Annotated in this window: 24 protein-coding genes and 1 riboswitch; of the genes, 14 read left to right on the forward strand and 10 right to left on the reverse strand. The window is 40.3% G+C overall.

Translation table 11 applies throughout. The features are described from left to right. Positions 1-3: 3 nt before the first annotated feature. From PJ15_RS01470 to tusD, 4 genes are read right to left on the reverse strand one after another with little or no spacing between them, the layout of a single operon-like run. Entirely contained in the window at positions 4-315 is a 312-nt protein-coding gene (locus tag PJ15_RS01470) for a TusE/DsrC/DsvC family sulfur relay protein (RefSeq protein ID WP_004771978.1), read from the reverse strand. A 40-nt stretch (positions 316-355) separates the two neighbouring features. Further along, positions 356-640 (reverse strand): hypothetical protein, encoded by a 285-nt coding sequence (locus tag PJ15_RS01475; RefSeq protein ID WP_047427121.1) that lies wholly within the window; start codon positions 638-640, stop codon positions 356-358. 11 nt (positions 641-651) lie between these two features. Next, on the reverse strand, positions 652-1,002 hold the full coding sequence (locus PJ15_RS01480; RefSeq protein ID WP_005257317.1) for a hypothetical protein: 351 nt from the start codon (positions 1,000-1,002) through the stop codon (positions 652-654). 43 nt (positions 1,003-1,045) lie between these two features. Further along, positions 1,046-1,414 carry a sulfurtransferase complex subunit TusD gene (gene tusD / locus PJ15_RS01485; RefSeq protein ID WP_005257318.1) on the reverse strand — a complete coding sequence of 123 codons (369 nt, stop codon included), beginning with the start codon at positions 1,412-1,414 and terminating at the stop codon, positions 1,046-1,048. A 67-nt stretch (positions 1,415-1,481) separates the two neighbouring features. Here tusD and PJ15_RS01490 point away from each other — a divergent pair, with 67 nt between their 5' ends. From PJ15_RS01490 to PJ15_RS01505, 4 genes are all read left to right on the forward strand, one after another. Next, complete coding sequence (locus tag PJ15_RS01490) at positions 1,482-2,489, forward strand: NAD-dependent epimerase/dehydratase family protein (RefSeq protein ID WP_047427124.1); 1,008 nt, start codon at positions 1,482-1,484, stop codon at positions 2,487-2,489. Positions 2,490-2,604: 115 nt separating this feature from the next. After that, positions 2,605-3,999 carry a class II fumarate hydratase gene (gene fumC / locus PJ15_RS01495; RefSeq protein ID WP_047427127.1) on the forward strand — a complete coding sequence of 465 codons (1,395 nt, stop codon included), beginning with the start codon at positions 2,605-2,607 and terminating at the stop codon, positions 3,997-3,999. Positions 4,000-4,119: 120 nt separating this feature from the next. Then, a complete protein-coding gene (locus tag PJ15_RS01500; protein ID WP_004771986.1) occupies positions 4,120-4,611 on the forward strand; it encodes a hypothetical protein in 492 nt (163 codons plus the stop codon). Positions 4,612-4,749: 138 nt separating this feature from the next. Next, a riboswitch (glycine riboswitch) is annotated at positions 4,750-4,839 on the forward strand. Between the two features lie 179 nt (positions 4,840-5,018). Then, complete coding sequence (locus PJ15_RS01505; RefSeq protein ID WP_004771988.1) at positions 5,019-6,263, forward strand: D-amino acid dehydrogenase; 1,245 nt, start codon at positions 5,019-5,021, stop codon at positions 6,261-6,263. A 46-nt stretch (positions 6,264-6,309) separates the two neighbouring features. Here PJ15_RS01505 and PJ15_RS01510 read toward each other — a convergent pair whose 3' ends face one another. Beyond that, positions 6,310-6,957 (reverse strand): hypothetical protein, encoded by a 648-nt coding sequence (locus PJ15_RS01510; protein ID WP_047427131.1) that lies wholly within the window; start codon positions 6,955-6,957, stop codon positions 6,310-6,312. Positions 6,958-7,055: 98 nt separating this feature from the next. On the opposite strand from PJ15_RS01510, the gene ispF reads away from it, so the two are divergent. Beyond that, the gene (gene ispF, locus PJ15_RS01515; protein ID WP_005257324.1) at positions 7,056-7,547 is read left to right on the forward strand and encodes a 2-C-methyl-D-erythritol 2,4-cyclodiphosphate synthase; all 492 of its coding nucleotides are present in this window, start codon (positions 7,056-7,058) and stop codon (positions 7,545-7,547) included. Here ispF and PJ15_RS01520 read toward each other — a convergent pair. The 5 genes from PJ15_RS01520 to glnL form a co-directional block, all read right to left on the reverse strand. Beyond that, a complete protein-coding gene (locus PJ15_RS01520) occupies positions 7,535-8,059 on the reverse strand; it encodes a protein tyrosine phosphatase family protein (RefSeq protein ID WP_004771994.1) in 525 nt (174 codons plus the stop codon). The two genes, ispF and PJ15_RS01520, sit on opposite strands and share 13 nt — an antisense overlap. A 146-nt stretch (positions 8,060-8,205) precedes the next feature. Next, positions 8,206-9,126: an ornithine carbamoyltransferase gene (argF, locus tag PJ15_RS01525; RefSeq protein ID WP_004771995.1), complete on the reverse strand. Its 921-nt coding sequence runs from the start codon at positions 9,124-9,126 to the stop codon at positions 8,206-8,208. 112 nt (positions 9,127-9,238) lie between these two features. Next, positions 9,239-9,880 (reverse strand): TetR/AcrR family transcriptional regulator, encoded by a 642-nt coding sequence (locus PJ15_RS01530; RefSeq protein WP_004771996.1) that lies wholly within the window; start codon positions 9,878-9,880, stop codon positions 9,239-9,241. Between the two features lie 138 nt (positions 9,881-10,018). Then, positions 10,019-11,512, reverse strand: a complete 1,494-nt coding sequence (gene glnG, locus PJ15_RS01535) for a nitrogen regulation protein NR(I) (protein WP_004771997.1) — start codon at positions 11,510-11,512, stop codon at positions 10,019-10,021. Beyond that, entirely contained in the window at positions 11,499-12,608 is a 1,110-nt protein-coding gene (gene glnL, locus PJ15_RS01540; RefSeq protein WP_004771998.1) for a nitrogen regulation protein NR(II), read from the reverse strand. Before glnL ends, glnG begins: the two co-directional genes overlap by 14 nt. 328 nt (positions 12,609-12,936) lie before the next feature. Here glnL and rimO point away from each other — a divergent pair, with 328 nt between their 5' ends. From rimO to PJ15_RS01585, 9 genes are all read left to right on the forward strand, one after another. Beyond that, positions 12,937-14,280 carry a 30S ribosomal protein S12 methylthiotransferase RimO gene (rimO, locus tag PJ15_RS01545; protein WP_005230215.1) on the forward strand — a complete coding sequence of 448 codons (1,344 nt, stop codon included), beginning with the start codon at positions 12,937-12,939 and terminating at the stop codon, positions 14,278-14,280. A 52-nt stretch (positions 14,281-14,332) separates the two neighbouring features. Next, a complete protein-coding gene (pyrH, locus tag PJ15_RS01550) occupies positions 14,333-15,061 on the forward strand; it encodes a UMP kinase (RefSeq protein WP_004772000.1) in 729 nt (242 codons plus the stop codon). Positions 15,062-15,138: 77 nt separating this feature from the next. Beyond that, positions 15,139-15,693, forward strand: a complete 555-nt coding sequence (gene frr, locus PJ15_RS01555; RefSeq protein WP_004653307.1) for a ribosome recycling factor — start codon at positions 15,139-15,141, stop codon at positions 15,691-15,693. A 5-nt stretch (positions 15,694-15,698) separates the two neighbouring features. Next, a complete protein-coding gene (uppS, locus tag PJ15_RS01560) occupies positions 15,699-16,448 on the forward strand; it encodes a polyprenyl diphosphate synthase (RefSeq protein WP_005257328.1) in 750 nt (249 codons plus the stop codon). A gap of 2 nt (positions 16,449-16,450) precedes the next feature. Then, complete coding sequence (locus PJ15_RS01565) at positions 16,451-17,275, forward strand: phosphatidate cytidylyltransferase (RefSeq protein ID WP_004772005.1); 825 nt, start codon at positions 16,451-16,453, stop codon at positions 17,273-17,275. Continuing rightward, positions 17,276-18,472, forward strand: a complete 1,197-nt coding sequence (ispC, locus tag PJ15_RS01570; protein ID WP_047427154.1) for a 1-deoxy-D-xylulose-5-phosphate reductoisomerase — start codon at positions 17,276-17,278, stop codon at positions 18,470-18,472. 5 nt (positions 18,473-18,477) lie between these two features. Continuing rightward, positions 18,478-19,833 (forward strand): RIP metalloprotease RseP, encoded by a 1,356-nt coding sequence (rseP, locus tag PJ15_RS01575; RefSeq protein ID WP_047427157.1) that lies wholly within the window; start codon positions 18,478-18,480, stop codon positions 19,831-19,833. Positions 19,834-19,867: 34 nt separating this feature from the next. After that, a complete protein-coding gene (bamA, locus tag PJ15_RS01580) occupies positions 19,868-22,378 on the forward strand; it encodes an outer membrane protein assembly factor BamA (protein ID WP_005257330.1) in 2,511 nt (836 codons plus the stop codon). A gap of 44 nt (positions 22,379-22,422) precedes the next feature. Further along, on the forward strand, positions 22,423-22,923 hold the full coding sequence (locus PJ15_RS01585) for an OmpH family outer membrane protein (protein WP_004772009.1): 501 nt from the start codon (positions 22,423-22,425) through the stop codon (positions 22,921-22,923). The last annotated feature ends 1 nt before the right edge of the window (position 22,924 follow it).

Below are 22,924 nucleotides of genomic sequence, written 5' to 3' on the forward strand. Positions count from 1 at the left end.
CTCTTATAAACAGTTTGCAGGTTTGGGCACGCCCGCTAAGCGACTTAAATGACGAGCAACCAGACCTGTATTAAATCGTTGCTGTAACTCGGCATTATTAATCTCAGGACTGACAGTTTTCATTAAAAACTTAATCAATGGGCGGGTTGCAGGCGAATGTCCAAACTGCTGATAAAACTGGCGTACTGCATGAAGTACATCAAAATGCCAATCGGTAAGTTCTAAGTCCAGCGTCTTCGCCAGTTCCTGAGCAACCTCAGGATTCCAGATGGTGTAATCGACCAGATGACCGTCTTGATCTAATTCTAATTGCATAAATAGCCTAAGTAAATTTTAAATAAATCGAATCAAAGCATTATTTTAACGTGATACAACGTTCAAATTGTAAAACTAAATCTGCAAATGCTGCGTAATCAATGGATTTAACCTGTTCCAGATCTTCCTTACTCAGCATCTCCTGTTCATTCGCTAAGCAGTAAAGATGAGGGTAGTGGCTAAAAACTGAAGATGGAATAAACAAAGTCGCATCACCCATAATAACGATATGATCATCAGATTGTGCCATTTGTGCCAACTGTTCCCAGATTTTATCGAGATTGTTATAAGGCGATTGGATTAAAAATAAAACACTATTTTTCATTGTGAAATACCTTACCAATACAAGACATGATCAAATGAACGGATGAGTTCAGGGGTAATCTCGATAAATTCAATTTCCTGATCGGTATTCTTTATGATGTTAAGTTGTTGATTTTTAGTCTCAACCAAGATTGGGGTCAAATCATAGAACTCAAAACTGTCCACCATATTGGCTGCAATTTTAAAGGCATGTTTTAGCTGGTCGAATTCTATTTTATTGTCCAATAAACTCAAGGCAGCGTCTCTTAATAATACTTTGACAGAAATACCAAAGGTTGCTAAAACCATAGTGGCAGACAGACTTTCATTGGTCTGCAAATTCGTTAAATTAGGCTGCGTTAGGATGACAAGTACAGATTTCACACAATTTACCTTTTTAAAGCAACACTCTATTAAAGAACTTAAATTAAAATTGAATTAAACGAGAACAGCTTTGCACTGCATCAGCAAGCTCTCCAAGCCCAACCAGCTCAAAACCTTGTGCCAAGTTGTGATGTTGAAGCGAATGACGTTGTGCATTGCTTGCATCAGTGATTCCCCGAGCAAGGGCAGCACTGACACAGACAGGGAGTCGAATGCCCAGCTTTTGCCATTCTTGTTTCAGGTTACGTTGATCATCAGGAAACCACTGTAAATCGTTCGCAACATGAACAGCGTCTTGGTAAAAGAAAACACGAAATTCTTCATGCTTATTTTGTAATGCTTGCGCTAAACCCAATGCATGCCATGCGATCACAGAAGTTGGTGAGGAAGTAATTAACAGTAGTGTACTCATTGAACATTCACTATGGTCATAGTAGGCAAAATGATGATGGACAGATTAAAAAGAAGGTAAGTATACAATGATTTTGGTGACAGGTGGTTTAGGCTTTATCGGTTCACATATTGCTTTGAGTTTATTGGCTCATGGGCAAGAGATTGTCATTGTTGATAACCTGGCTAACTCAACTTTACAAACTTTGGAACGTTTGGAATATATTTCAGGCATGTATATTCCTTTTGCAAAACTAGATGTACGTAATACGCCTGCTTTAAATAAAGTATTTGAACAATATTCAATTGATACCGTTATTCATACAGCAAGCTTTAAGTCGCTTGAAGAATCGGCCTTAAAACCGCTCGAATATTATAATGATAATGTCAGTAGCATTATGAGCTTGTTACGTGCCATGCAACGGATGGGCGTGAGACAATTATTAAACCTGTCCAGTCTGGCGGTGTATGGCAAGTCGGATACCGCACTCTCTGAAGATACGGTCTTTAACTACGGTTATGCCAATCCTTATATTCGCTCGCAGCAAATGGTAGAAAACATTATTGCCGATACCTATAAAGTTGATCCTGAGTGGAAGATAGTCAATCTACGTTTATCTAATATTGTTGGTGCATTCGAGCATGGCGTTCTAGGCGAGTATGTTACTCAGCTCCCTAAAAATATTGTGCCTTTAGCATTGCAAGTTGCAGCGATGCAACGTGATTGTATTGAATTGCAAAATCAGGCTCAGACCAAAGATGGCACGGTGGAGCGTAGTTTCTTACATGTTCTGGATGCTTGTGATGCCATTTTAATGACCTTGAATTGGCTAAAAACGCAATCCGGATGTCTGGAGTCATTTAATATTGCCCATCAGCAGCTGACTTCTATCCAAAGTTTATTGGATGAGATTTCAAAGGTGACGCAGGCTGAAGTTCGCGTTCAGCCTGCAATCTATCAACATGAGGAATTAGCTCAGCTTGGTGCAAATATAGATAAAGCACAGCGTATTTTAAACTGGACACCGAAACGGCCTTTAGCACAAATGATTGAAGATGAATGGCGTTTTTATCTGAATACCTTAAAAGGTAATTAAGATAATGATTCTTATTTACATATTTGGCTGGTTTGATTAGGATATCCACAACCAGCCAAAGCATTAGCTTGCTTCAGCCCGTGAAAATTTTAACCAAATAGAGCAGAGGTTGTTTATGCAAATGCGAATTGAACACGACACCATGGGTGAAATCGAGGTTCCGAATGAAGCCTTGTGGGGTGCGCAAACGCAAAGAAGTTTACAGAACTTTAAAATTGGTCAGGAGCGTTTACCACGCCCGATGATTCGTGCAATGGGCTTAGTAAAAAAAGCTGCTGCGATCACCAATGCTGAATTAAAACAACTTCCTGAAGATTTAAGTCAATATATCGTTGGTGCTGCCGAAGAAGTGATTGCTGGACAATGGGATTCACAATTTCCCTTGGTGGTTTGGCAAACAGGTTCTGGTACGCAAAGTAACATGAACTGTAATGAAGTTATTGCAAACATTGCCAACCAGAAACTAGGTCAGGCATTAGGCGCGCAAAAACCTGTGCATCCGAATGATCATGTTAACCGCGCGCAATCAACCAACGATTCGTTCCCAACTGCTATTCATGTTGCTGCAAGCCTTCAAATTAATGAATTACTCATTCCTGCCGTTGAAAAGCTAAAAAATACCTTACAGTGCAAATCCGAAGAATTTGATGACATTGTTAAAATTGGCCGTACACATTTACAAGATGCAACGCCTTTAACCTTGGGGCAAGAGTTTAGTGGTTATGTATCACAACTGGAACATGGTTTAAAACGATTACAACAGGCTTTGGCTGGACTGTATGAATTACCTTTGGGGGGTACAGCAGTTGGAACGGGCTTAAATGCCCATCCTGATTATGCGGTAAAAGCGGCTGAGCAATTAGCTGAATTAACGGGTCTGCCATTTGTGACTGCGCCAAATAAGTTTGAAGCTTTGGCTGGTCGTGATGCAGCAGTATTTGCATCGGGTGCCTTGAAAACCTTGGCTGCAAGTTTAAACAAGATTGCCAATGATATTCGCTGGTTGGCGAGTGGGCCACGCTGTGGTTTTGGTGAAATCCGTATTCCTGAGAATGAACCTGGTTCGAGTATCATGCCGGGTAAGGTCAATCCGACCCAGAGTGAAGCGATGACCATGGTGGTCGCTCAAGTTTTAGGGAATGACACAACAATTAACGTGGCGGGTGCATCAGGAAACTTTGAGCTGAATGTGTTTATGCCAGTGATTGCTTATAATTTATTGCAATCCATTCAGTTGCTTGGTGATGCATGTAATAGCTTTAATGACCATTGTGCGGTCGGTATTGAACCGAATCGCGACAAGATTGATCACTTCTTACATAATTCATTGATGTTGGTGACAGCACTGAATCCTGTGATCGGCTATGAAAACTCTGCCAAAGTTGCGAAAACAGCTTACAAGGAAAATAAAACCTTGAAACAGGTGGCTGTGGAGTTAGGTTTAGTGACAGCAGAGCAATTTGATGAAGTGGTTAAACCTGAAAATATGGTTTCGCCAAATAGCAAATAAAAATATTTAATCAGCAAGATAAAAAATCCTTCTGCTTATAGAAGGATTTTTTATGAGAGTAGTTTTTATAAAGTGAACTGCGTACAATACACTTTTGATTGACGAAACTGTTGCTTCATTATGCTCTCGATTTATTTAACAGATACTAAAACCAACATTCAGTTCTCTGATTTACCCAATGAAAATCCTGTTAAGTTTCTGTTGAATTTAAAGAAAATTTTTCCAAGTACGGCTGATTTACTGTTACCTGTATTGCCAGAAGATAATAATCTGGAAAATGTAACTTGGGAAGCAACCTCAAAAGATTTTGAAGTATTTAAAAAGTTACTTGAAGGCTGGGGCGTGATTGAGCTTCGTTTAAGTGCGATTACGACTTATAAAGATAAGAACTTTGCCAATGAGCTGGTTAAAAAAGCACAAGTTAAGCGCAAGCAGATTGCTCAGGCACAGCCTCAATTATCCTTGATTGCCTTGGACTATGTGTTAATGCATGAGATTCATGCCTTGATTGATGCTGAACTGGTGATGATTGGTGAAAAATTCTATTTACCAACATTGCGTGAACTTTGGAAAGGTCAATTTTCCGAACAAATTTTGCAATGTAAATTCTAAGATTTAAAAGCAGACTTCGAGTCTGCTTTTTTTATACTCGATAAATAAGTACATGCGTATAAATCTTGATCTACAAACATTTACAAGATTTTAGTGTGCGTATTTTGGAACGGCATATATATTGCTTATAAGGATATAAATATTATTGCGGGAGAGAAGTTCTTCAATGAACTCGCCGAAGGAGCAACGACCCCGGAAACTCTCAGGCAAAAGGACTGTAATAATAGACATAAAATCTGGAGAGCAGTGCTCAATTTGTAGGAACACAGGACATTTTTCTTCTACGATAAACACTCACCGAAGGGGAAGGCTTAATGATTAATTGGTAATCATCTGCCGAAACTCTCAGGTACCATGACAGATGGGGCTAAGCATTATGGAATGTTATGCATTTCAAGGAGTTTGCTATGCCACATGTTGTTGTAATTGGTGCGGGGATTACGGGTGTAACGTCTGCTTATGAATTAATAAAACTGGGCTATGAAGTGACGGTGATCGATCGTCATCTTTTTCCTGCAATGGAGACTTCGTTTGCCAATGGTGGACAATTGTCTGCCTGTAATGCAGAGGTCTGGAACCAGAAAGCCACAGTGCTGAAAGGCATTAAGTGGATGAGTAAGAAAGATGCACCATTGCTGCTCAACCCATCCTTTAGTGCGCATAAATATCGCTGGTTAATTGAATTTTTAACGCATATCAAAAATTATAAAGCCAATACCATTGAAACCGTGCGTTTGGCATTGTTGGCTCGACAACGCCTATTTGAAGTTGCTGAAAAAGAAAGTCTTTCTTTTGATCTGGAAAAACGTGGCATTTTGCATATGTATCACACCAGAGAAGATTATGAGATTGCTAAGAAAGTCAATGATGTACTGGTTGAAGGTAAACTTGAGCGGAATGCAATTACGCCTGAGGAAATGAAAGCAATTGAACCGACCTTAACAGGCGAATATTTTGGTGGTTATTACACTGCTGGGGATGCAACGGGAGATATCCATAAATATTCTGTGGGGTTAGCAGAAAGAACTCAGCAATATGGGGCAAAATATTGTTTTGGTCTGGATGTGGTTGATGTTCAGTTCAATCAAGACAAAGCAATTGTTCATTGCAAAAACAGCTCGGAAAATGTAAATCCGACTGCGGATGGCATTACGGAAATTATTGCAGATGTGGTACTGGTTTGTGGTGGAGTCGGCAGTTATCAATTGGCTGATATGTTGGGGGATAGTGTAAATGTCTATCCAGTCAAAGGTTATTCGATCACTGTCCAGCTTAAAGATGAGCGTAGTGTAAATAATGCGCCGTGGGTCAGTTTGCTGGATGAGAGTGCAAAAATTGTAACCTCTCGTCTAGGTGCGGATCGTTTACGGATTGCGGGAACGGCTGAGTTTAATGGTTATAATCGGGATATTCGTGCTGACCGGATTCAACCGTTAATTAACTGGGTCAACCAGAATTTTGATATTTCGACTGAACATGTGGTGCCGTGGGCAGGATTGCGTCCAATGATGCCGAATATGCTGCCTGTGGTAAAACAAGGTAAACAACCACGAGTCTTTTATAATACGGGGCATGGACATCTAGGCTGGACTTTATCTGCTGCAACGGCAGTGTTGATTAGTCAGGAAATTGCGCAAAAATTCCCAAGCTGAAACAATAAAGCCGATGTTATAACATCGGCTTTATTCCTTTGAAGACTTAATCGTAAAGACGATAAATTCCTGTAAAACGCTCACAACCTTTCTGCTCTGATTTGACAATCAAAAGTGCTTTCTGAAAATCAAACTGGTATTGGCATTTTTTTTCATTATCAATGATCTGATTTTTTTGCTCAGGGGTGCTGTAAGCAAGTAATGACATGGTTTGCGTTTCTAGACGATTGTTGGGATTGCGATAAGCGATCCCTTCAATTTTTAACTTGTCTTTATCGAGCTGATGAATTTGTAGATGAACAGGTTGAGATGCGATTTTGCCATGTTCATATTTTAGATAATGTTGAGTTAAAGTCTGGTTCATAGACGTATAAAAGTTCAGGTCATCCAGACGTGCTTCAAATTGCTGCTGAAAACAGGTTTTGGTTTTACATTGCTGTATCTGGTTGAGCCACTGTGTCTGCGTATCATGTAACAATTGCAAAGGCGCATCCGTCACCAGATACGCTGTTAAAAACTTGCTATTCAGCTTTTGACGCTGTTCTTTATATTGCTTGGTGCATATTTTTTGTGCTTCCAAAGCAGAGCTGTTGCAGTCAATAGATTCCGCATAGGCAAATGTTGAGCAAAAACAACCCAATGTGATGATATAACCAGATTTCTTTAATTGATTTCTTACAGTGTTAAACAGCATAATCACTTATACTTTCAGTCTAATTTGCTCAACGTACTATAGCGAAATAGAAAGCCTGAATACAAGATTAGTTCGGTATATTGTAAAAGGAAAATCATATGGTTGCTCAAATTCGTATTGGACAAGGGATTGATGTGCATGCATTTGAAGAAGGTGACTTTGTTACTTTGGCGGGTGTCAAAATTCCGCATACACACGGTTTAAAAGCACATTCGGATGGCGATGTGGTTTTGCATGCGCTGAGTGATGCATTACTGGGCGCTTTAGCATTGGGGGATATTGGACAGCATTTTCCAGATACAGATCCAGAATATAAAGGTGCAGACAGTCGTTTGTTGCTAAAACATGTATACCAGTTGATTTTAGATCGTGGGTATCATCTGAATAACGCAGATATTACGGTCGCGTGCGAACGTCCAAAACTGGCAAAGCATAATTTGGAAATGCGTCAAAGTATTGCGGATGTATTAGATGTGGATGTGACTCAAATTAGCATTAAAGCCACAACGACAGAGAAGCTTGGTTTTACAGGTCGTCAGGAAGGAATTCTGGCAACCGCAACTGTATTAGTTTCACATCAAGCAAAATGATTGGTATTGATGAGTGACTGCTCTAATTCTTGTGTTGCTTTACGGCCTTGCAGCTGTAGAGTAATACTATGAATTAAACCCGTCCATGTTTCATTCGGTTCCCAGATCTGATGTAGTAATTCTTGTGCAGTCGGTAGATCCATATTGAGATAAAACTGACGGTATAAGTACATTAAGCTACTTACACGTGTATTCTCAGTGCAATGTAGCCAAACGATCTCGTTTTGAACCAAATGGTCAATTAAATCTAAAATTAATAAACATTGCTCAGAACAAGGTACGTCCCAATCAATTGGAATGTGAATATAATTCAGACCTAAATCCAGACAGATTTGATCCTGATTCGCTAAATAGCGCTCTGATTTGCTGGTCGCAAGGTTAATGACCGTACTGCAACCATATTCCTTAATCTGTTGTAATTGCTCGGCTGTTGGTTGAGCTGAGCTAAACAGATGCTCATGCACCAAAGAAAAACTTGGTATTTGAGATAATGCTTGTTCGAGTGAAGTCATAACGTCCGCTGTGTGTTGAGTGAGGTTCTCATATGATGAGAAACTTATTCTAAAGGGCTTAGCTTACTATAAGTGTTTTTATTTCAGTGTTCAATTTAAAGCGCACAAATAAAAACAGCATCAAAAGATGCTGTTTTTTTTATCACTTAATCTTTCTTAAGATTCTCATTGAGTAAGAATTCCATCAATGCTTTCTGAGCATGCAGGCGATTTTCAGCTTCATCCCAAACCACAGCATTTTTATGGTCAAGCATGTTTTCTGAAATTTCTTCACCACGATGCGCAGGGAGGCAATGCATGAAGAGGCAATCAGGATGTGCCAAGTCCATAAGTTTTTCATTGACCTGGAAATCTGAGAAAGCTTTCTCGCGTAACTTCTGTTCTTCTTCCTGTCCCATGCTTGCCCATACATCTGTGACGATCAGATCGGCATTTACAGCGGCATCTTCTGCTTTATTGAACACTTCTGCGCAATCCGCAAATTCAGCTAAAAACTCAGGTTTTGGCTCATAGCCTTCAGGTGAAGCAATTTTAAGTTTAAAGCCCATCATATGCGCAGCTTCAATATATGAGTTACACATATTGTTGCCATCACCAATCCATGCAACCGTTTTGCCTTCGATGCTACCGCGGTGTTCCTGAAAAGTTTGCAAGTCAGCGAGTAGCTGGCAAGGGTGGTGATCATCGGTCAGACCGTTGATGACTGGAACTTTTGAATAAGATGCAAAACGTTCTACGATGTCATGTCCGAAAGTACGAATCATCACGATATCCAGCATACTTGAAATAACACGAGCTGAGTCTTCAATTGGCTCACCACGTCCTAATTGTGTATCACGTGGAGAAAGGAAGATCGCGCTACCACCAAATTGGCAAATACCTGCTTCAAAAGAAATACGTGTACGTGTACTCGATTTCTCGAAAATCATTCCTAAAACTTTACCTGCAAACGGTTGATACAGCGTATGACTATGTTGCATGCGTTTGAGTTCTTGTGCACGATCTAAAATGCGTTGCAGTTCTAGTGTGGATAGGTCACGTAAAGTTAGGAAATGCCGAAGCGCCATAGCTACTCCCACAATAATTATTGAGAAAAATCAATAATTAATTGTTGTTTGACGAGTGGTGGATAAAAAAGAATTGACTACTATACTATAGGTTCAAGAAAATGCAAAAGAATTAGACCTTTTGATGAGCCTTTAAAAACAAGTCTACAGAATAGTTAATATAATCAATGATTTCGATATCATTTTCTGGCACATCTAACCCCATGAGATTGCGCCATTCGACATCTCTTAGCGTACCAAAATACATCATTGCAGAAAATTTAGGTTGAGCACAGAAAATTTCATTGTTGTTATGTGCATGCTCAAGTGCATAGGCAATGGTGTTTTGAATATTGAGAGCGCATTGATTATAGAAATAATGGGCGAGCTGGATATCTTTTTGTGATTGTTCAGTAAACATGCGCATAAAAGCAATATTTTCAGGCTGAATAATATGCTGATAAAAACGATGCAGTGTCTGGGTCAGGTAGGCTCTTAAATCAGTTTTTTCTGGAACATAAGGCAAACATACCCCTTGAAAGAAAACTTCCCGACGATAATCACAAATCGCGGTAAACAGACCTTCTTTATTGCCAAAATATTTGTAAATAGAGGTTTTTGAACCACCCGCATGATTGACAATATCATCCAGAGAAACCGCTTCATAACCTTTCTCAAGAAATAAATCGGTTGCGCACAATAATAGGGCAAGGCGACGTTCATGTCCTCGACGGGTTTGCGGTTTACTACAGCTTGGATAACAAAGATCGGTCATTATTTACTTTTGGGATGTTGGGGTGGTACTAGTATAACAAAAACCATATCTATTGTATGACTATGAAATTTAGCTATGTTTCAAAAGATCTCAAAATGTTAAAAAAGCGAGTCATTTCGACTCGCTTTTTGGTGTTATTTAAGCAGAGCGACTTTCTTCCTCTTCATCGTCATCTGTCGAGTCCATACCCAGTTCTTTCAATTTCCGAGTCAGGGTATTACGGCCCCAGCCTAAAAGTTCAGCTGCATGACGTTTACGGCCGCGCGTTTGTTGTAGGGCTGCATTAATCAGCGTACGTTCAAACATTGGGGTAGCGATATCAAGAATCTTCATTTCGCCATTTTTAAGTTTCTGGATTGCCCATTGACCTAATAACTCATCCCAATGATGAACTGCGATACGCTCAACTAAAGCAGGACTGGTATTTGAAGCTGCTTGACTATCACTTGTCTTTTGGACAGAGGCTTGCTTCAATTCAGCAGGCAGGTCTTCAGGATAAACTTCGCGCCCCGTAATCATCACTGTTAACCAGCGACAAGTATTCTCTAATTGACGAACATTTCCGGGCCATGGAAGCTGTTGCATATAATCAGTGGTTTCAGTACGTAAGATTTTTGGACTGACACCAAGCTCTTTACCTGCACGTGCCAAGAAATGCTGTGCCAGCATTGGGATGTCTTCGCTACGGTGAGACAGTTTTGGAATGTGAATTCGAATCACATTCAAACGATGATAAAGGTCTTCACGGAAACGGCCTTCATTTACCAGTTTCTCAAGATCTTGATGGGTTGCTGCAACAATACGTACATCCACTTTAACGGGAATATGTCCACCCACACGATAGAATTCACCATCGGCCAAAACACGAAGTAAACGTGTTTGGGTTTCAAATGGCATATCACCGATTTCATCAAGGAATAAAGTACCGCCATTGGCTTGTTCAAAACGACCCTGATGTTGCGTATTTGCACCTGTAAAAGCACCTTTTTCATGACCAAACAATTCAGTTTCGATCAGGTCTTTTGGAATCGCCGCCATATTCAGCGCAATAAAAGGTTTGGCGCGTCGAGGTGAATGCTTATGTAAGGCATGAGCGACTAACTCTTTACCTGTACCCGATTCACCATTAATCAATACGGTAATATGGGATTGTGACAAGCGACCGATGGCACGGAAAACTTCCTGCATAGCAGGTGATTCACCGATGATTTCAGTCGACTGTAACGGAGAAGCCGCTTTGGTGGCTTCTTGTTGCTGTAACTTATTAATATGCAAAATGGCACGATTAACCAGTGCTAATGCTTCATCAATATCAAAAGGCTTCGGTAGATATTCAAATGCACCTGTTTGATAACTTGAGACAGCAGACTCTAAATCTGAGTGTGCGGTCATAATAATGACAGGTAAGTCAGGATGAGTATTCTTCACTTTGGAAAGGAAAGTTAAGCCATCAATCCCGGGCATACGAATGTCCGTTAGAATGACATCTGGTGCATCCTCATGTAAGCGTTCAAGCGCAGTTTGGGCTTCTTCAAAGTTGGTGACATCGAAACCTTCTTCTTTAAAGGTTTTTTCCAGTACCCAACGCATGGCACGATCGTCATCTATTACCCAAATTTTATTTCGTGACATGGTTTAACTCCCAAGGTAGATATAAGCTAAATACGGTTTTTCCTGGAACTGATTGACATTCAATCATTCCGTTATGTTGATGCATAATATTTTGAGCAATACTGAGTCCTAGTCCTGTACCTTTGGCGCGTCCTGTGACTAAAGGATAGAAAACAGATTCCAGAATACTTTCAGGAACTCCGGGACCATTGTCTTCAATATCAATACGCACGGTTGATCGATTGAGGACGCCATTAATCGTGACTAGGCGCTGGATGCGGGTTCTCAACACCAGCTCTGGTTCTGAGTCGGTAAAAAAGTCTTTATTTTCGGTCATGGCCTGTACCGCATTGACACTAATGTTGAGCATGACCTGAATCAGTTGATCACGGTCTGCCATGACATCGGGTAAGGAAAGGTCATAATCGCGGGTAATCTTGATTTTCTTTTTTGTCTGGTTGGCAATCAGCGAGCGAACACGTTCCAGTGGCTCATGTACATTGACATGCTCATAGCTCGGTAATTGACGTGAGCCGAGCATCGTATCCGCCAGATTGGTCAAACGATCGACTTCACTAATAATAATGTCGGTAAATTCACCATAACGATCATCATTTAAACTACGTGCCAGTAATTGAGTCGCACCACGAATACCTGCTAACGGGTTTTTAATTTCATGTGCAACACCACGCACTAACTGGCGAGCCACTTGATGCTGTTGAACCAGATTTTCTTCTTTTGAAATTTTCAACATACGGTCAATCGGGTTGAGTTCAATCAATAAAAGAGGGTGATAGCTTTTGCCCGCATTCAGTTGAGAAGCGGTATAGTCAACATGAATCGCTTTAAAGTTAACATTGATGACCGCTTCGCGACGGGTGTAGTGTTGTCCACTTTCCAAAGTGTTTAATAAAGCTTCATGTGTGTTGAATGTGTCGTCGTGTGCATGTAACAAGTTAAGAACAGGCTGACCCGATGCACGCAGCAAACTGATATCAAATAATGCTTCACAAGCAGAATTTAAATAAAAAATATTAAGCTGACTATCGACCAGTAAAATGGCAGTGCTCAAATTATCTACTAAGAGTCGATAGTCGATAATGTTCTGTTGATCCATTTGTGAATCATCCTGTTTTAAAATGGCGCAATAAATATAAATTTTAATGAATAGCCATTAACTTCTAAAATGTACTTTATGCAAAATACAAGCCAACTTTGTATTAATGAAATTTCAACAACTTAATTCTAAAAAAAGGGATTTATGCAGTATTTTTCACATACATGCAGTGATTTCAATAAATTATTATGTTCCAAAATAGTGCGCTTGTGGATTTTATTTAAAATTTTGGTCGTATTTTGGTGCATTACACAAAGAGATGGCTTTGCAGCTATGCGTAAGCCAAGAAAAGTCATACAATACGCCGATTCAAGTGGAGCGCAGATTCATGAAGACCCCCAAAGTCGGTTTTGTATCTTTAGGTTGTCCTAAGGCATTGGTAGATTCTGAACGAATTTTAACTCAGTTAAAGACTGAAGGTTATCAAGTTGCATCAGATTATGATGGTGCGGATCTGGTCGTTGTAAATACCTGTGGTTTTATTGAATCTGCAGTACAAGAGTCTTTAGACGCGATTGGCGAAGCCATGAGCGAAAATGGCCGAGTCATCGTTACAGGCTGTTTAGGTAAAGACGAAGACAAAATTCGCCAGATGCACCCAAATGTTCTTAAAGTTACAGGTGCAGCAGCCTATCAAGATGTAATGGAAGCAGTACATGAATATGTACCAGCACCGCCAAAACACAACCCATTTATTGATTTAGTCCCTGAGCAAGGTGTTCGTTTAACACCGAAGCATTATGCTTATTTAAAAATCTCGGAAGGCTGTAATCACCGTTGTACATTCTGCATTATCCCAAGTATGCGTGGCGACCTTGTGTCTCGTCCAGTCGGAAAAGTGCTGGATGAAGCTGCTGCATTAAAACGTGCTGGTGTAAAAGAAATTCTGGTCATTTCTCAGGATACCTCTGCTTATGGTGTAGATACCAAATATAAGCTGGATTTCTGGAATGGTCAGCCTGTTAAAACCAAATTCTATGACATGTGTGAAGCCCTAGGTCAGTTAGGCATCTGGGTGCGTTTACATTACGTTTATCCATATCCACATGTTGATGCTGCGATTGATTTGATGGCGCAGGGCAAAATCCTGCCATATTTAGATATTCCTTTTCAGCATGCCAGTCCGCGCATCTTAAAATTGATGAAGCGACCAGCTCATAGTGAAAATACCTTAGAGCGCCTTAAATTGTGGCGTGAAAAATGCCCTGAATTGGTGATTCGTTCAACATTCGTGGTGGGTTTCCCTGGTGAAACTGAAGAAGATTTCCAAATTTTGCTGGAATGGTTAAAAGAAGCGCAGTTAGATCGTGTGGGTTGCTTTACCTATTCACCAGTTGAAGGTGCAACCGCAAACGATCTTCCTGATCATGTGCCAGAAGAGATCAAACAAGAGCGTTATGAACGCTTCATGGAAGTGCAACAAGCCATTTCAGCAGCAAAACTACAAAAACGTATTGGTCAGAAAATGACTGTGCTGGTTGATAGTCTGGAAGATGAATTCCCAGTTGCTGTTGCCCGTTCTTATGCAGATGCACCAGAAATTGATGGCAACGTTTTTGTTGAAGATATTGATAAGAGCGTGATTAAAGCAGGTGATTTGCTTGAAGTCGAAATTACCGATGCAGATGAATACGATTTATTTGCAAAGTTAATCCAGATTAAATCTGCTTGATGTTGAATTAAATTTAAGAAAATTTTGAGATTGGTCGGTTTGGAGTAAAAGTATGTCAGCTTCTAAAAATCCACGTTATGCACGAATTTTGCTAAAGCTTTCTGGTGAAGCTTTAGCAGGTAATAAAGATATGGGTATTGATGCCCAAGTGTTAGATCAAATGTCACTTTCAATTGCTCACTTGGTAGGTTTGGGTGTGCAAGTGGGTATCGTTGTTGGTGGCGGTAACTTATACCGCGGTAGCCAGCTACAAAAAGACGGTCTGGTTGGACGTGTAACAGGCGACCAGATGGGCATGTTGGCGACTGTGATGAACGGTTTGGCAATGCGTGATGCATTGGTGCGCCGCAATATCAAAACACGTTTAATGTCAGCATTGTCGATTGGTACGGTTGTTGAACCATACTCAAGCCGCGATGCGATCCGTCATTTAAGCCAAGGTGAAGTGTGTGTTTTTGTTGCTGGTACAGGTAACCCATTCTTTACTACAGATACCGCAGCTTGCTTACGTGGTATCGAGATCGAGGCGAACCTGATCTTGAAAGCGACCAAAGTTGATGGCGTTTATAACAAAGATCCAAGCAAATACGATGATGCGGTTAAATATGACAATTTAACTTTCGATCAAGTGCTTGATGAAAAGCTTGGCGTGATGGATCTTACGGCAATTTGTTTATGTCGTGACCACAATGTGCCATTACAAGTTTTTGATATGAACAAATCTGGTGCATTACTTTCTGTGGTAATGGGCGAAAAAGAGGGTACTCACGTTACGAATTAATGTACGTGAGCCATAAAGCTCTTTATACTAATGTTTAAATATTTTGTAATACCTAATGAATAAGTAAGGAAGATCATATGATTAACGATCTCAAACAAGATAGCGAACAGCGCATGCAGAAGTCGCTTGACTCTTTAGAGTTGGGCTTTGCCAAAGTTCGTACAGGTCGTGCGCACCCATCTATTTTAAATGGTGTGATGGTTTCTTACTACGGCTCTGATGTTCCGTTGAATCAAGTTGCAAATATCGGGCTTGAAGATTCACGTACGCTGTTGGTTCAACCATTTGAACGTTCAATGGTTGCTGCGATCGATAAAGCGATTCGTGAAGCAGGTTTGGGCTTGAACCCTATTACTGCTGATGCAATCCGTGTACCAATGGCTGCGTTAACAGAAGAAACTCGTCGTGATATGCAAAAAGTTGCGCGTGCTGAAGCTGAAAATGCCAAAGTTGCGATTCGTAACATTCGTCGCGATGTATTAGGTGATCTCAAAGCATTGTTGAAAGAAAAAGAAATTTCTGAAGATGATGATCGTCGTGCATCAGATGATATTCAGAAAATCACTGATAAATATGTTGCAGAGGTTGATAAACGTCTTGCAGCAAAAGAAGCAGAATTGATGAAGGTCTGATTTTTATGACCTCGCAAGAAGAACAGCTTCTTCCTCAACATGTTGCCATCATTATGGATGGCAACAATCGTTTTGCCAAAAAAAATCAAATGCAAAAAGGCGATGGGCATCGTGAAGGCAAAAATGTCTTGGATCCGATTGTCGAGCATTGCAAGAAAGTTGGCATTCGCGCTTTAACCGTTTTTGCATTTTCAAGCGAAAACTGGAACCGTCCCCAATACGAAGTTGATTTGTTAATGAAATTGTTGGAAGAAACAATTCATGAACAACTGCCGCGTATGGAAAAGTTCAATATTGCACTACGTTTTATTGGTGACCGTTCTCGGTTGTCTAATGAATTGCGTGATTTGATGCAATATGCCGAGCAAAAAACAGCAGCTTATAGCTCTATGACACTGACCATTGCGATCAGTTATGGTGGAATGTGGGATATGGCGCAAGCTGCGAAAATGATTGCTCAGGATGCGCTTGCAGGAAAGCTTCAAGCAGATCAGATAAATGTTGATTTATTTGATAAATATGTCAGTCTAAATGATCTTCCAGCTGTTGATTTATTGATCCGTACAGGTGGGGATTATCGTTTGTCTAACTTCTTACTCTGGCAAGCTGCCTATGCAGAATTGTATTTTACCGATACTTTGTGGCCAGAATTTACCATAGAAGAGCTAGATCATGCCTTTCGTGTTTTTTCAGGACGTGAACGACGCTTTGGCAAGACATCAGAACAGATTCAACAAGCGAAAATAGAGAATTAATAATGTTAGAGCGGATTATTACCGCATTGGTGTTAGTTGCTGTTGTTTTAAGTTGCATGTTTGCAACGCAATCACATTATCCAATGTTTATGCTTATGATTTTAGCTGCAGGGGTTGCAGGCTACGAATGGTTTAAGCTTATGCCACGTAGTGTAACCGCTGTTTCAAAGCCGAAGGCTTGGGTATATGGTGGCTGTGTTGCAGCAGTATCAACACTTGCATTATTTTTTGATGATGTTGCTCTTTTACTTTGGGCAGCATCGATTCTCACATGGTTGGGAAGCATCTACTGGGTCAAGAATTATCCTGAATCGGACAATTGGTACAATCCATCCCTATATATCATCGGATTTATCCTGATTTCTGCTGCGGTAACTTCACTTTATGCCGTTTGGCATAGCTCACCGTGGTGGCTCATGTATTTGTTCCTGCTGGTTTGGGGAGCGGATAGTGGCGCTTATTTTGTTGGTCGTAAGTTTGGTAAGAAAAAACTTGCACCCTCTGTTAGCCCAAATAAATCAGTGGAAGGTTTATATGGCGGTATTGCGACAACGGTCATCATTATGCTGGTTGTGCAATATTTCTATTTAAACTTAACCGCAATACAGCTAATCTTATTCTTAATTCTTTCGATCATTACTGTGTTCGCATCAGTGCTGGGTGACTTGTTTGAATCCATGATTAAGCGCCGTGCTGGAATTAAAGATTCCGGGCGTGTACTGCCGGGACATGGTGGTGTGCTTGATCGTATTGATTCTTTACTTGCGGCTGCACCGATTTTTGCAACAGGTATGTATATATTAAAACTTATTGGTGTAGATCTTTAAATGACTCAAGCTGTTTGTATATTGGGTGTTACTGGTTCAATTGGTCAAAGTACTTTAAAAGTATTGGAACAGCACCCAGACCAGTACACCGTATTTGCAGTCTCTGCATATAGTCGTTTAGATGAGCTTTTAGAAATTTGTAAAAAACATCATCCAAAAGTAGTTGTTGTGCCAAATGAAAAAGCATTTGAGTTACAACAACGTTTAAATCAAGAAAATTTAAAAAATATTGAAATCCTCACAGATGAGGCTGGCTTAATTGCAATTGCAGAGCATGCTGACGTAGATATCGTCATGGCGGCCATTGTTGGTGCGGCAGGTTTGTTACCCACGCTTGCGGCAGTAAAAGCAGGCAAGCGTGTTTTATTAGCCAACAAAGAATCATTAGTGATGTCGGGTGACATCATGATGCAGGCGGCACGCGAGCATAATGCATTATTGTTGCCTGTTGATTCTGAACATAATGCGATTTTCCAGTCTCTACCGCACGACTATCTCAATGCAGAAAGAACAGGGCAGCCACAATTGGGTGTGTCTCGTATTTTGCTGACAGCATCAGGTGGGCCTTTTCTCAACCATTCCTTGGCACAACTGCATGATGTAACACCGCAACAGGCATGCAAGCATCCAAACTGGTCAATGGGGCAGAAAATCTCAGTTGATTCGGCGACCTTAATGAATAAAGGTCTGGAATTGATCGAAGCTTGCCATTTGTTTTCAATATCAGAACATTTTGTTACAGTTGTTGTTCACCCACAAAGTATTATTCATTCCATGGTGCAATATGTGGATGGATCAACTTTGGCACAAATGGGTAACCCAGATATGTGTACGCCAATCGCGCATGCATTAGCTTGGCCTAAACGGTTGGCAACAGATGTTCCTGAGCTTGATTTATTTGAGACTGCTCAATTGAATTTTCAGCAACCAGATATTGTTAAGTTCCCAGCATTGGACTTGGCACGTCAGGCAATGCGTGCAGGTGGTTTGGCACCTACAGTATTAAATGCAGCAAATGAAATTGCAGTTGCTGCGTTTTTGAAGCAAAAAATCCGATTCACCGAGATTCCTCAAGTGGTCGATCATACTTTGCAAGCTGTACAAAATGCTAAAGCAGAAAACATAGACATCATTTTACAGACTGATATGATCGCTAGACAGATTGCAGAAAAGTATATTGTGAGAAAAGGAGGCTAAATCGTATGAATGCACTATTTATGATTGTTGCAGCGATTTTATTGCTTGGTCCTCTGATCGCAATTCATGAATTTGGTCATTATTGGGTCGCGCGTAGATTAGGCGTTAAAGTTCTGGTTTATTCGATTGGTTTTGGGCCAACATTATTGAAATGGCAGTCTAAAAAATCAGGAATCCAATATCAGCTTTCTGCTTTGCCACTGGGTGGTTATGTCAAGATGCTGGACGAGCGTGAAGGCAATGTTGCAGAGCAAGATTTACCTTATGCATTTAACCGACAATCTCCGTGGAAACGTATTGCAATTGTTGCTGCGGGACCATTGATTAACCTGTTTTTTGCAGTATTTCTGTTCTGGATTTTGTTCCTTCCTGCGCAAGAACAACTGAATACACGTATTGGTAAAGTGATGCCAAATACGCCTGCTGCACAAGTTGACTTGAAAGTGGGTGACAAGATTATCAATGTTGACGGACAAACAACGCCAACATGGGAAAAATTGAATTACGCTTTGGTAAATCGTGTTGGTGAAACTGGGCAAGTCTCTATCATTGTTGATCGTGCTGGCACTGAAAAACAGTTTAGTTTACCGATTAAAGATTTCCTGAAAGATCAAAGTCAGTCTCCATTAGATGTACTGGGCTTTTTGCCTTACCGTCCAGTGATTCCTGCTAAAGTGAAAGAACTTAGTGCAGATGGTGCGGCAGTGCGTCAAGGCATGAAAGTGGGCGATCAGATCGTTGCAATTGATAATGTTGCAATGAAAGACTGGTTTGATGTGGTTGATGTAGTTCAAAGCTCTCCAGAAAAGTTGCTGAATATTGATGTATTGCGCGAAGGTCAGATTGTGCATTTGCAAGTCATGCCTCAAGGTCAACGCGATAATATGGGCAATACCACGGGCGTGCTTGGGGTGAAGAGTGATGCAGGTAAGATCACGATTCCAAACGAATACAAACAAACCATTCAATATTCACCGATTGAAGCTTTGGGTGTCGCGGTGGATAAGACCACTCAGCTCTCGGGCATGATTTTTAACTCTATTATCAAGATGGTGCGCGGTTTAATTGGACTGGATAATTTATCTGGCCCAATCACAATTGCGAAAGTGGCTGGTCAAAGTGCTGAAATGGGCTGGCAAACGTTTATCTCCTTCATGGCTTTGATGAGTGTCAGCTTAGGGATTTTGAATTTATTACCGATTCCGATGCTTGATGGTGGTCACTTGGTGTATTACTTTATCGAAGTAATTCGTGGTAAACCTGTTTCTGAACAAATACAGATGTTTGGTCTAAAAGTTGGTATGGTACTGCTCGGTAGCATGATGCTTTTGGCTTTATTTAACGACTTCATGCGTTTATAACAACGCAAATGGAATTTAACTTACTGGAAAATATATGGGCATGCGTCACACACATTTATTAATGCCTTTGGCACTGGTTAGTGCGATGGCAGTGGTACAACAAGCATACGCTGCAGATGAGTTTCTTGCACAAGATATACGAATTGATGGCTTAGTGCGTTTAACACCTGCAAGTATCTATTCTATGTTACCAATAAATAGTGGCGATAGAGTAAGTGATCCTATGATTGCCGAGGCAATCCGTACTTTATATGCTTCTGGTTTATTTGATGACATCAAAACCTATAAAGAAAATAATGTTTTGGTCTTTAAAGTTGTTGAACGTCCAGTCATTTCAAAGCTGGAATTCAAAGGCAATAAACTGATTCCAAAAGAGGCCTTAGAGCAAGGCTTAAAGAAAATGGGTATTGCGGAAGGCGAAGTTTTCAAAAAATCTGCATTACAGATTATTGAAACTGAGCTTGAGCAACAATACACCCAGCAAGGTCGTTATGATGCTGATGTTTCGGTTGAAACAGTTGCGCGTCCAAATAACCGTGTTGAATTAAAGCTAAACTTTAATGAAGGTACGGCTGCTAAAGTATTTGATATTAATATCATTGGTAATACAGTTTTTAGTGATAGCGATATCAAGCAAGCTTTTGCAGTGAAAGAAAGCGGCTGGGCATCTGTCGTTACCCGTAATGACCGCTATGCACGTGAAAAAATGGCTGCCAGTCTAGAAGCTTTACGTGCTTTGTACTTAAACAAAGGTTATATCAATTTTAATATTATTAATTCACAACTGAATATCAGTGAAGATAAAAAGCACATCTTTATCGAAGTTTCAGTAGATGAAGGTAGCCAGTTTAAGTTTGGTGAAACCAAATTCTTGGGTGATGCACTTTATAAACCAGAAGAGCTAACAGCGCTTAAGCTTTATAAAGATGGTGAAACTTATTCGCAAGAAAAAGTAAATGCAGTTAAGCAACTTTTGCTTCGTAAATATGGTAATGCAGGTTATTACTACGCCGAAGTGAATGTTGTACCTGAAATCAACAATGAAACTGGCATTGTGAACCTGAATTATTATATCAATCCAGGTCAGCAAGTGACTGTACGTCGTATCAACTTCACAGGTAACAGTAAAACTGCAGATGAAGTTTTACGTCGTGAAATGCGTCAGATGGAAGGTGCATTAGCAAGTAACGAGAAAATCGATCTTTCTAAAGTTCGTTTAGAGCGTACCGGTTTCTTTAAAACGGTTGATGTAAAACCTGTTCGTGTACCAAACTCTCCTGATGAAGTCGATTTGAACGTGAATGTTGAAGAGCAGCATTCAGGTACAACGACACTTGCTGTAGGTTACTCACAAAATGGTGGTGTAACTTTCCAGGCAGGTTTAAGTCAAACCAACTTTATGGGTACAGGTAACCGTGTAGCGATTGATTTGTCGCGTTCAGAAACACAAGATTACTATAACTTAAGTGTGACCGACCCATACTTCACCATTGATGGTGTAAGTCGTGGTTATAACGTTTACTACCGTAAAACCAAGTTAAATAAAGACTATAACGTTAACAACTATGTGACGGATAGTATTGGTGGTAGTTTAAGTTTTGGTTATCCAATTGATGAAAACCAGAGTTTAAGTGCATCTTTAGGTCTTGACCAGACTAAAGTTCGGACAGGTCCAAGCGTTTCAACTTATATTCGTGATTATTTATTGGCAAATGGTGGTAAAGCGACAGGTAGCGCGACTTACTGTCCGGAAGATCAATGGGAAGTGATTGATGATAAATACACGGGTAATTGTAAACCTGGCCAGGAAAGAACCTATGAGAATGCTTTCGAGGGTGAGTTTCTGACTTATATGTTAAATCTAGGTTGGTCTTATAACACACTCAATCGACCAATTTTCCCAACCTCAGGTATGTCTCATCGTGTTGGCTTAGAAATTGGTTTGCCGGGTAGTGATGTTGACTATCAAAAAGTAACTTATGATGCACAAGCCTTTAAATCATTAGGTGCCGGATTTGTACTTCGTGGTTATGGTAAATTAGGTTATGGTAATGATTTACCATTCTATAAAAACTTCTACGCGGGTGGTTATGGCTCGGTTCGTGGTTATGACAACAGTACCTTGGGACCAAAATATCCAAGTGTTATTTTCCAAAAAACTGATCAGAATGATCCAGATCCAGAAGAAGTCGGTGGTAATGCGCTGGTACAGTTCGGTACAGAACTGGCATTACCTTTACCATTTAAAGGCGACTGGACACGTCAAGTTCGTCCAGTATTGTTCGCAGAAGGCGCACAGGTATTTGATACTAAGTGTGATATCGCAACTGGCACAATGAAGATGAATGGAAGCAATATTGATGTCAAACAATATTGTAATGACAACTATAAGTTTGATTTTGGCAATATGCGCTATAGCGTGGGTGTTGGCTTCACATGGATTACCATGATTGGTCCATTATCACTTAGCTATGCATATCCGTTAAATGATAAGCCAGGCGATGATACTAAATCTATCCAATTCGAAATCGGTCGTACTTTCTAAGTACGGCCTTGCTTAGCGCTGTAAGATATATAAAGGATGCAATAATGAAAACATTAACAAAGCTGATGTTGGGTTTGGGTTTAACGGTTTCTGCAACAGTAAATGCTGCTGGCCTGGCTGTAGTAGATTTGGCTAAAGTTGTAGAAAGCAGTACTTATCTCAAGCAACAAAATGCAAGTTTGAGTCAATCGGTAAAACCGACTTCAACTCGTCTTGAGCAATTGGGTAAAGAGTTAGAGTCTTTGCAACAAAAAGCACAGACTGAAGGTCAGAAAATGAATCAGGCTGATATTCAAAAGTTAACTGCTCAATATCAGTCAAAACTGAGTGAATTTAACTCAACTCAGCAAGGTCTACAAACCAAAGTTCAGTCTAGTTTGCAGGCAATGAATACAACTTTTGAAACACGTGTGAAGCAAGCTGCTGAACAATTGCGTAAAGAGAACAACTTAGACTTTATTTTGAATAAAAATTCTACGATTGCCTCTGACGCTCAGTATGATTTAACTGATAAAATGATTCAAAAGGTTAATTCAATTAAATAAT

The sequence above is a fragment of the Acinetobacter sp. neg1 genome (genome assembly GCF_000788125.1).
Classification (GTDB): Bacteria; Pseudomonadota; Gammaproteobacteria; order Pseudomonadales; family Moraxellaceae; genus Acinetobacter; species Acinetobacter vivianii.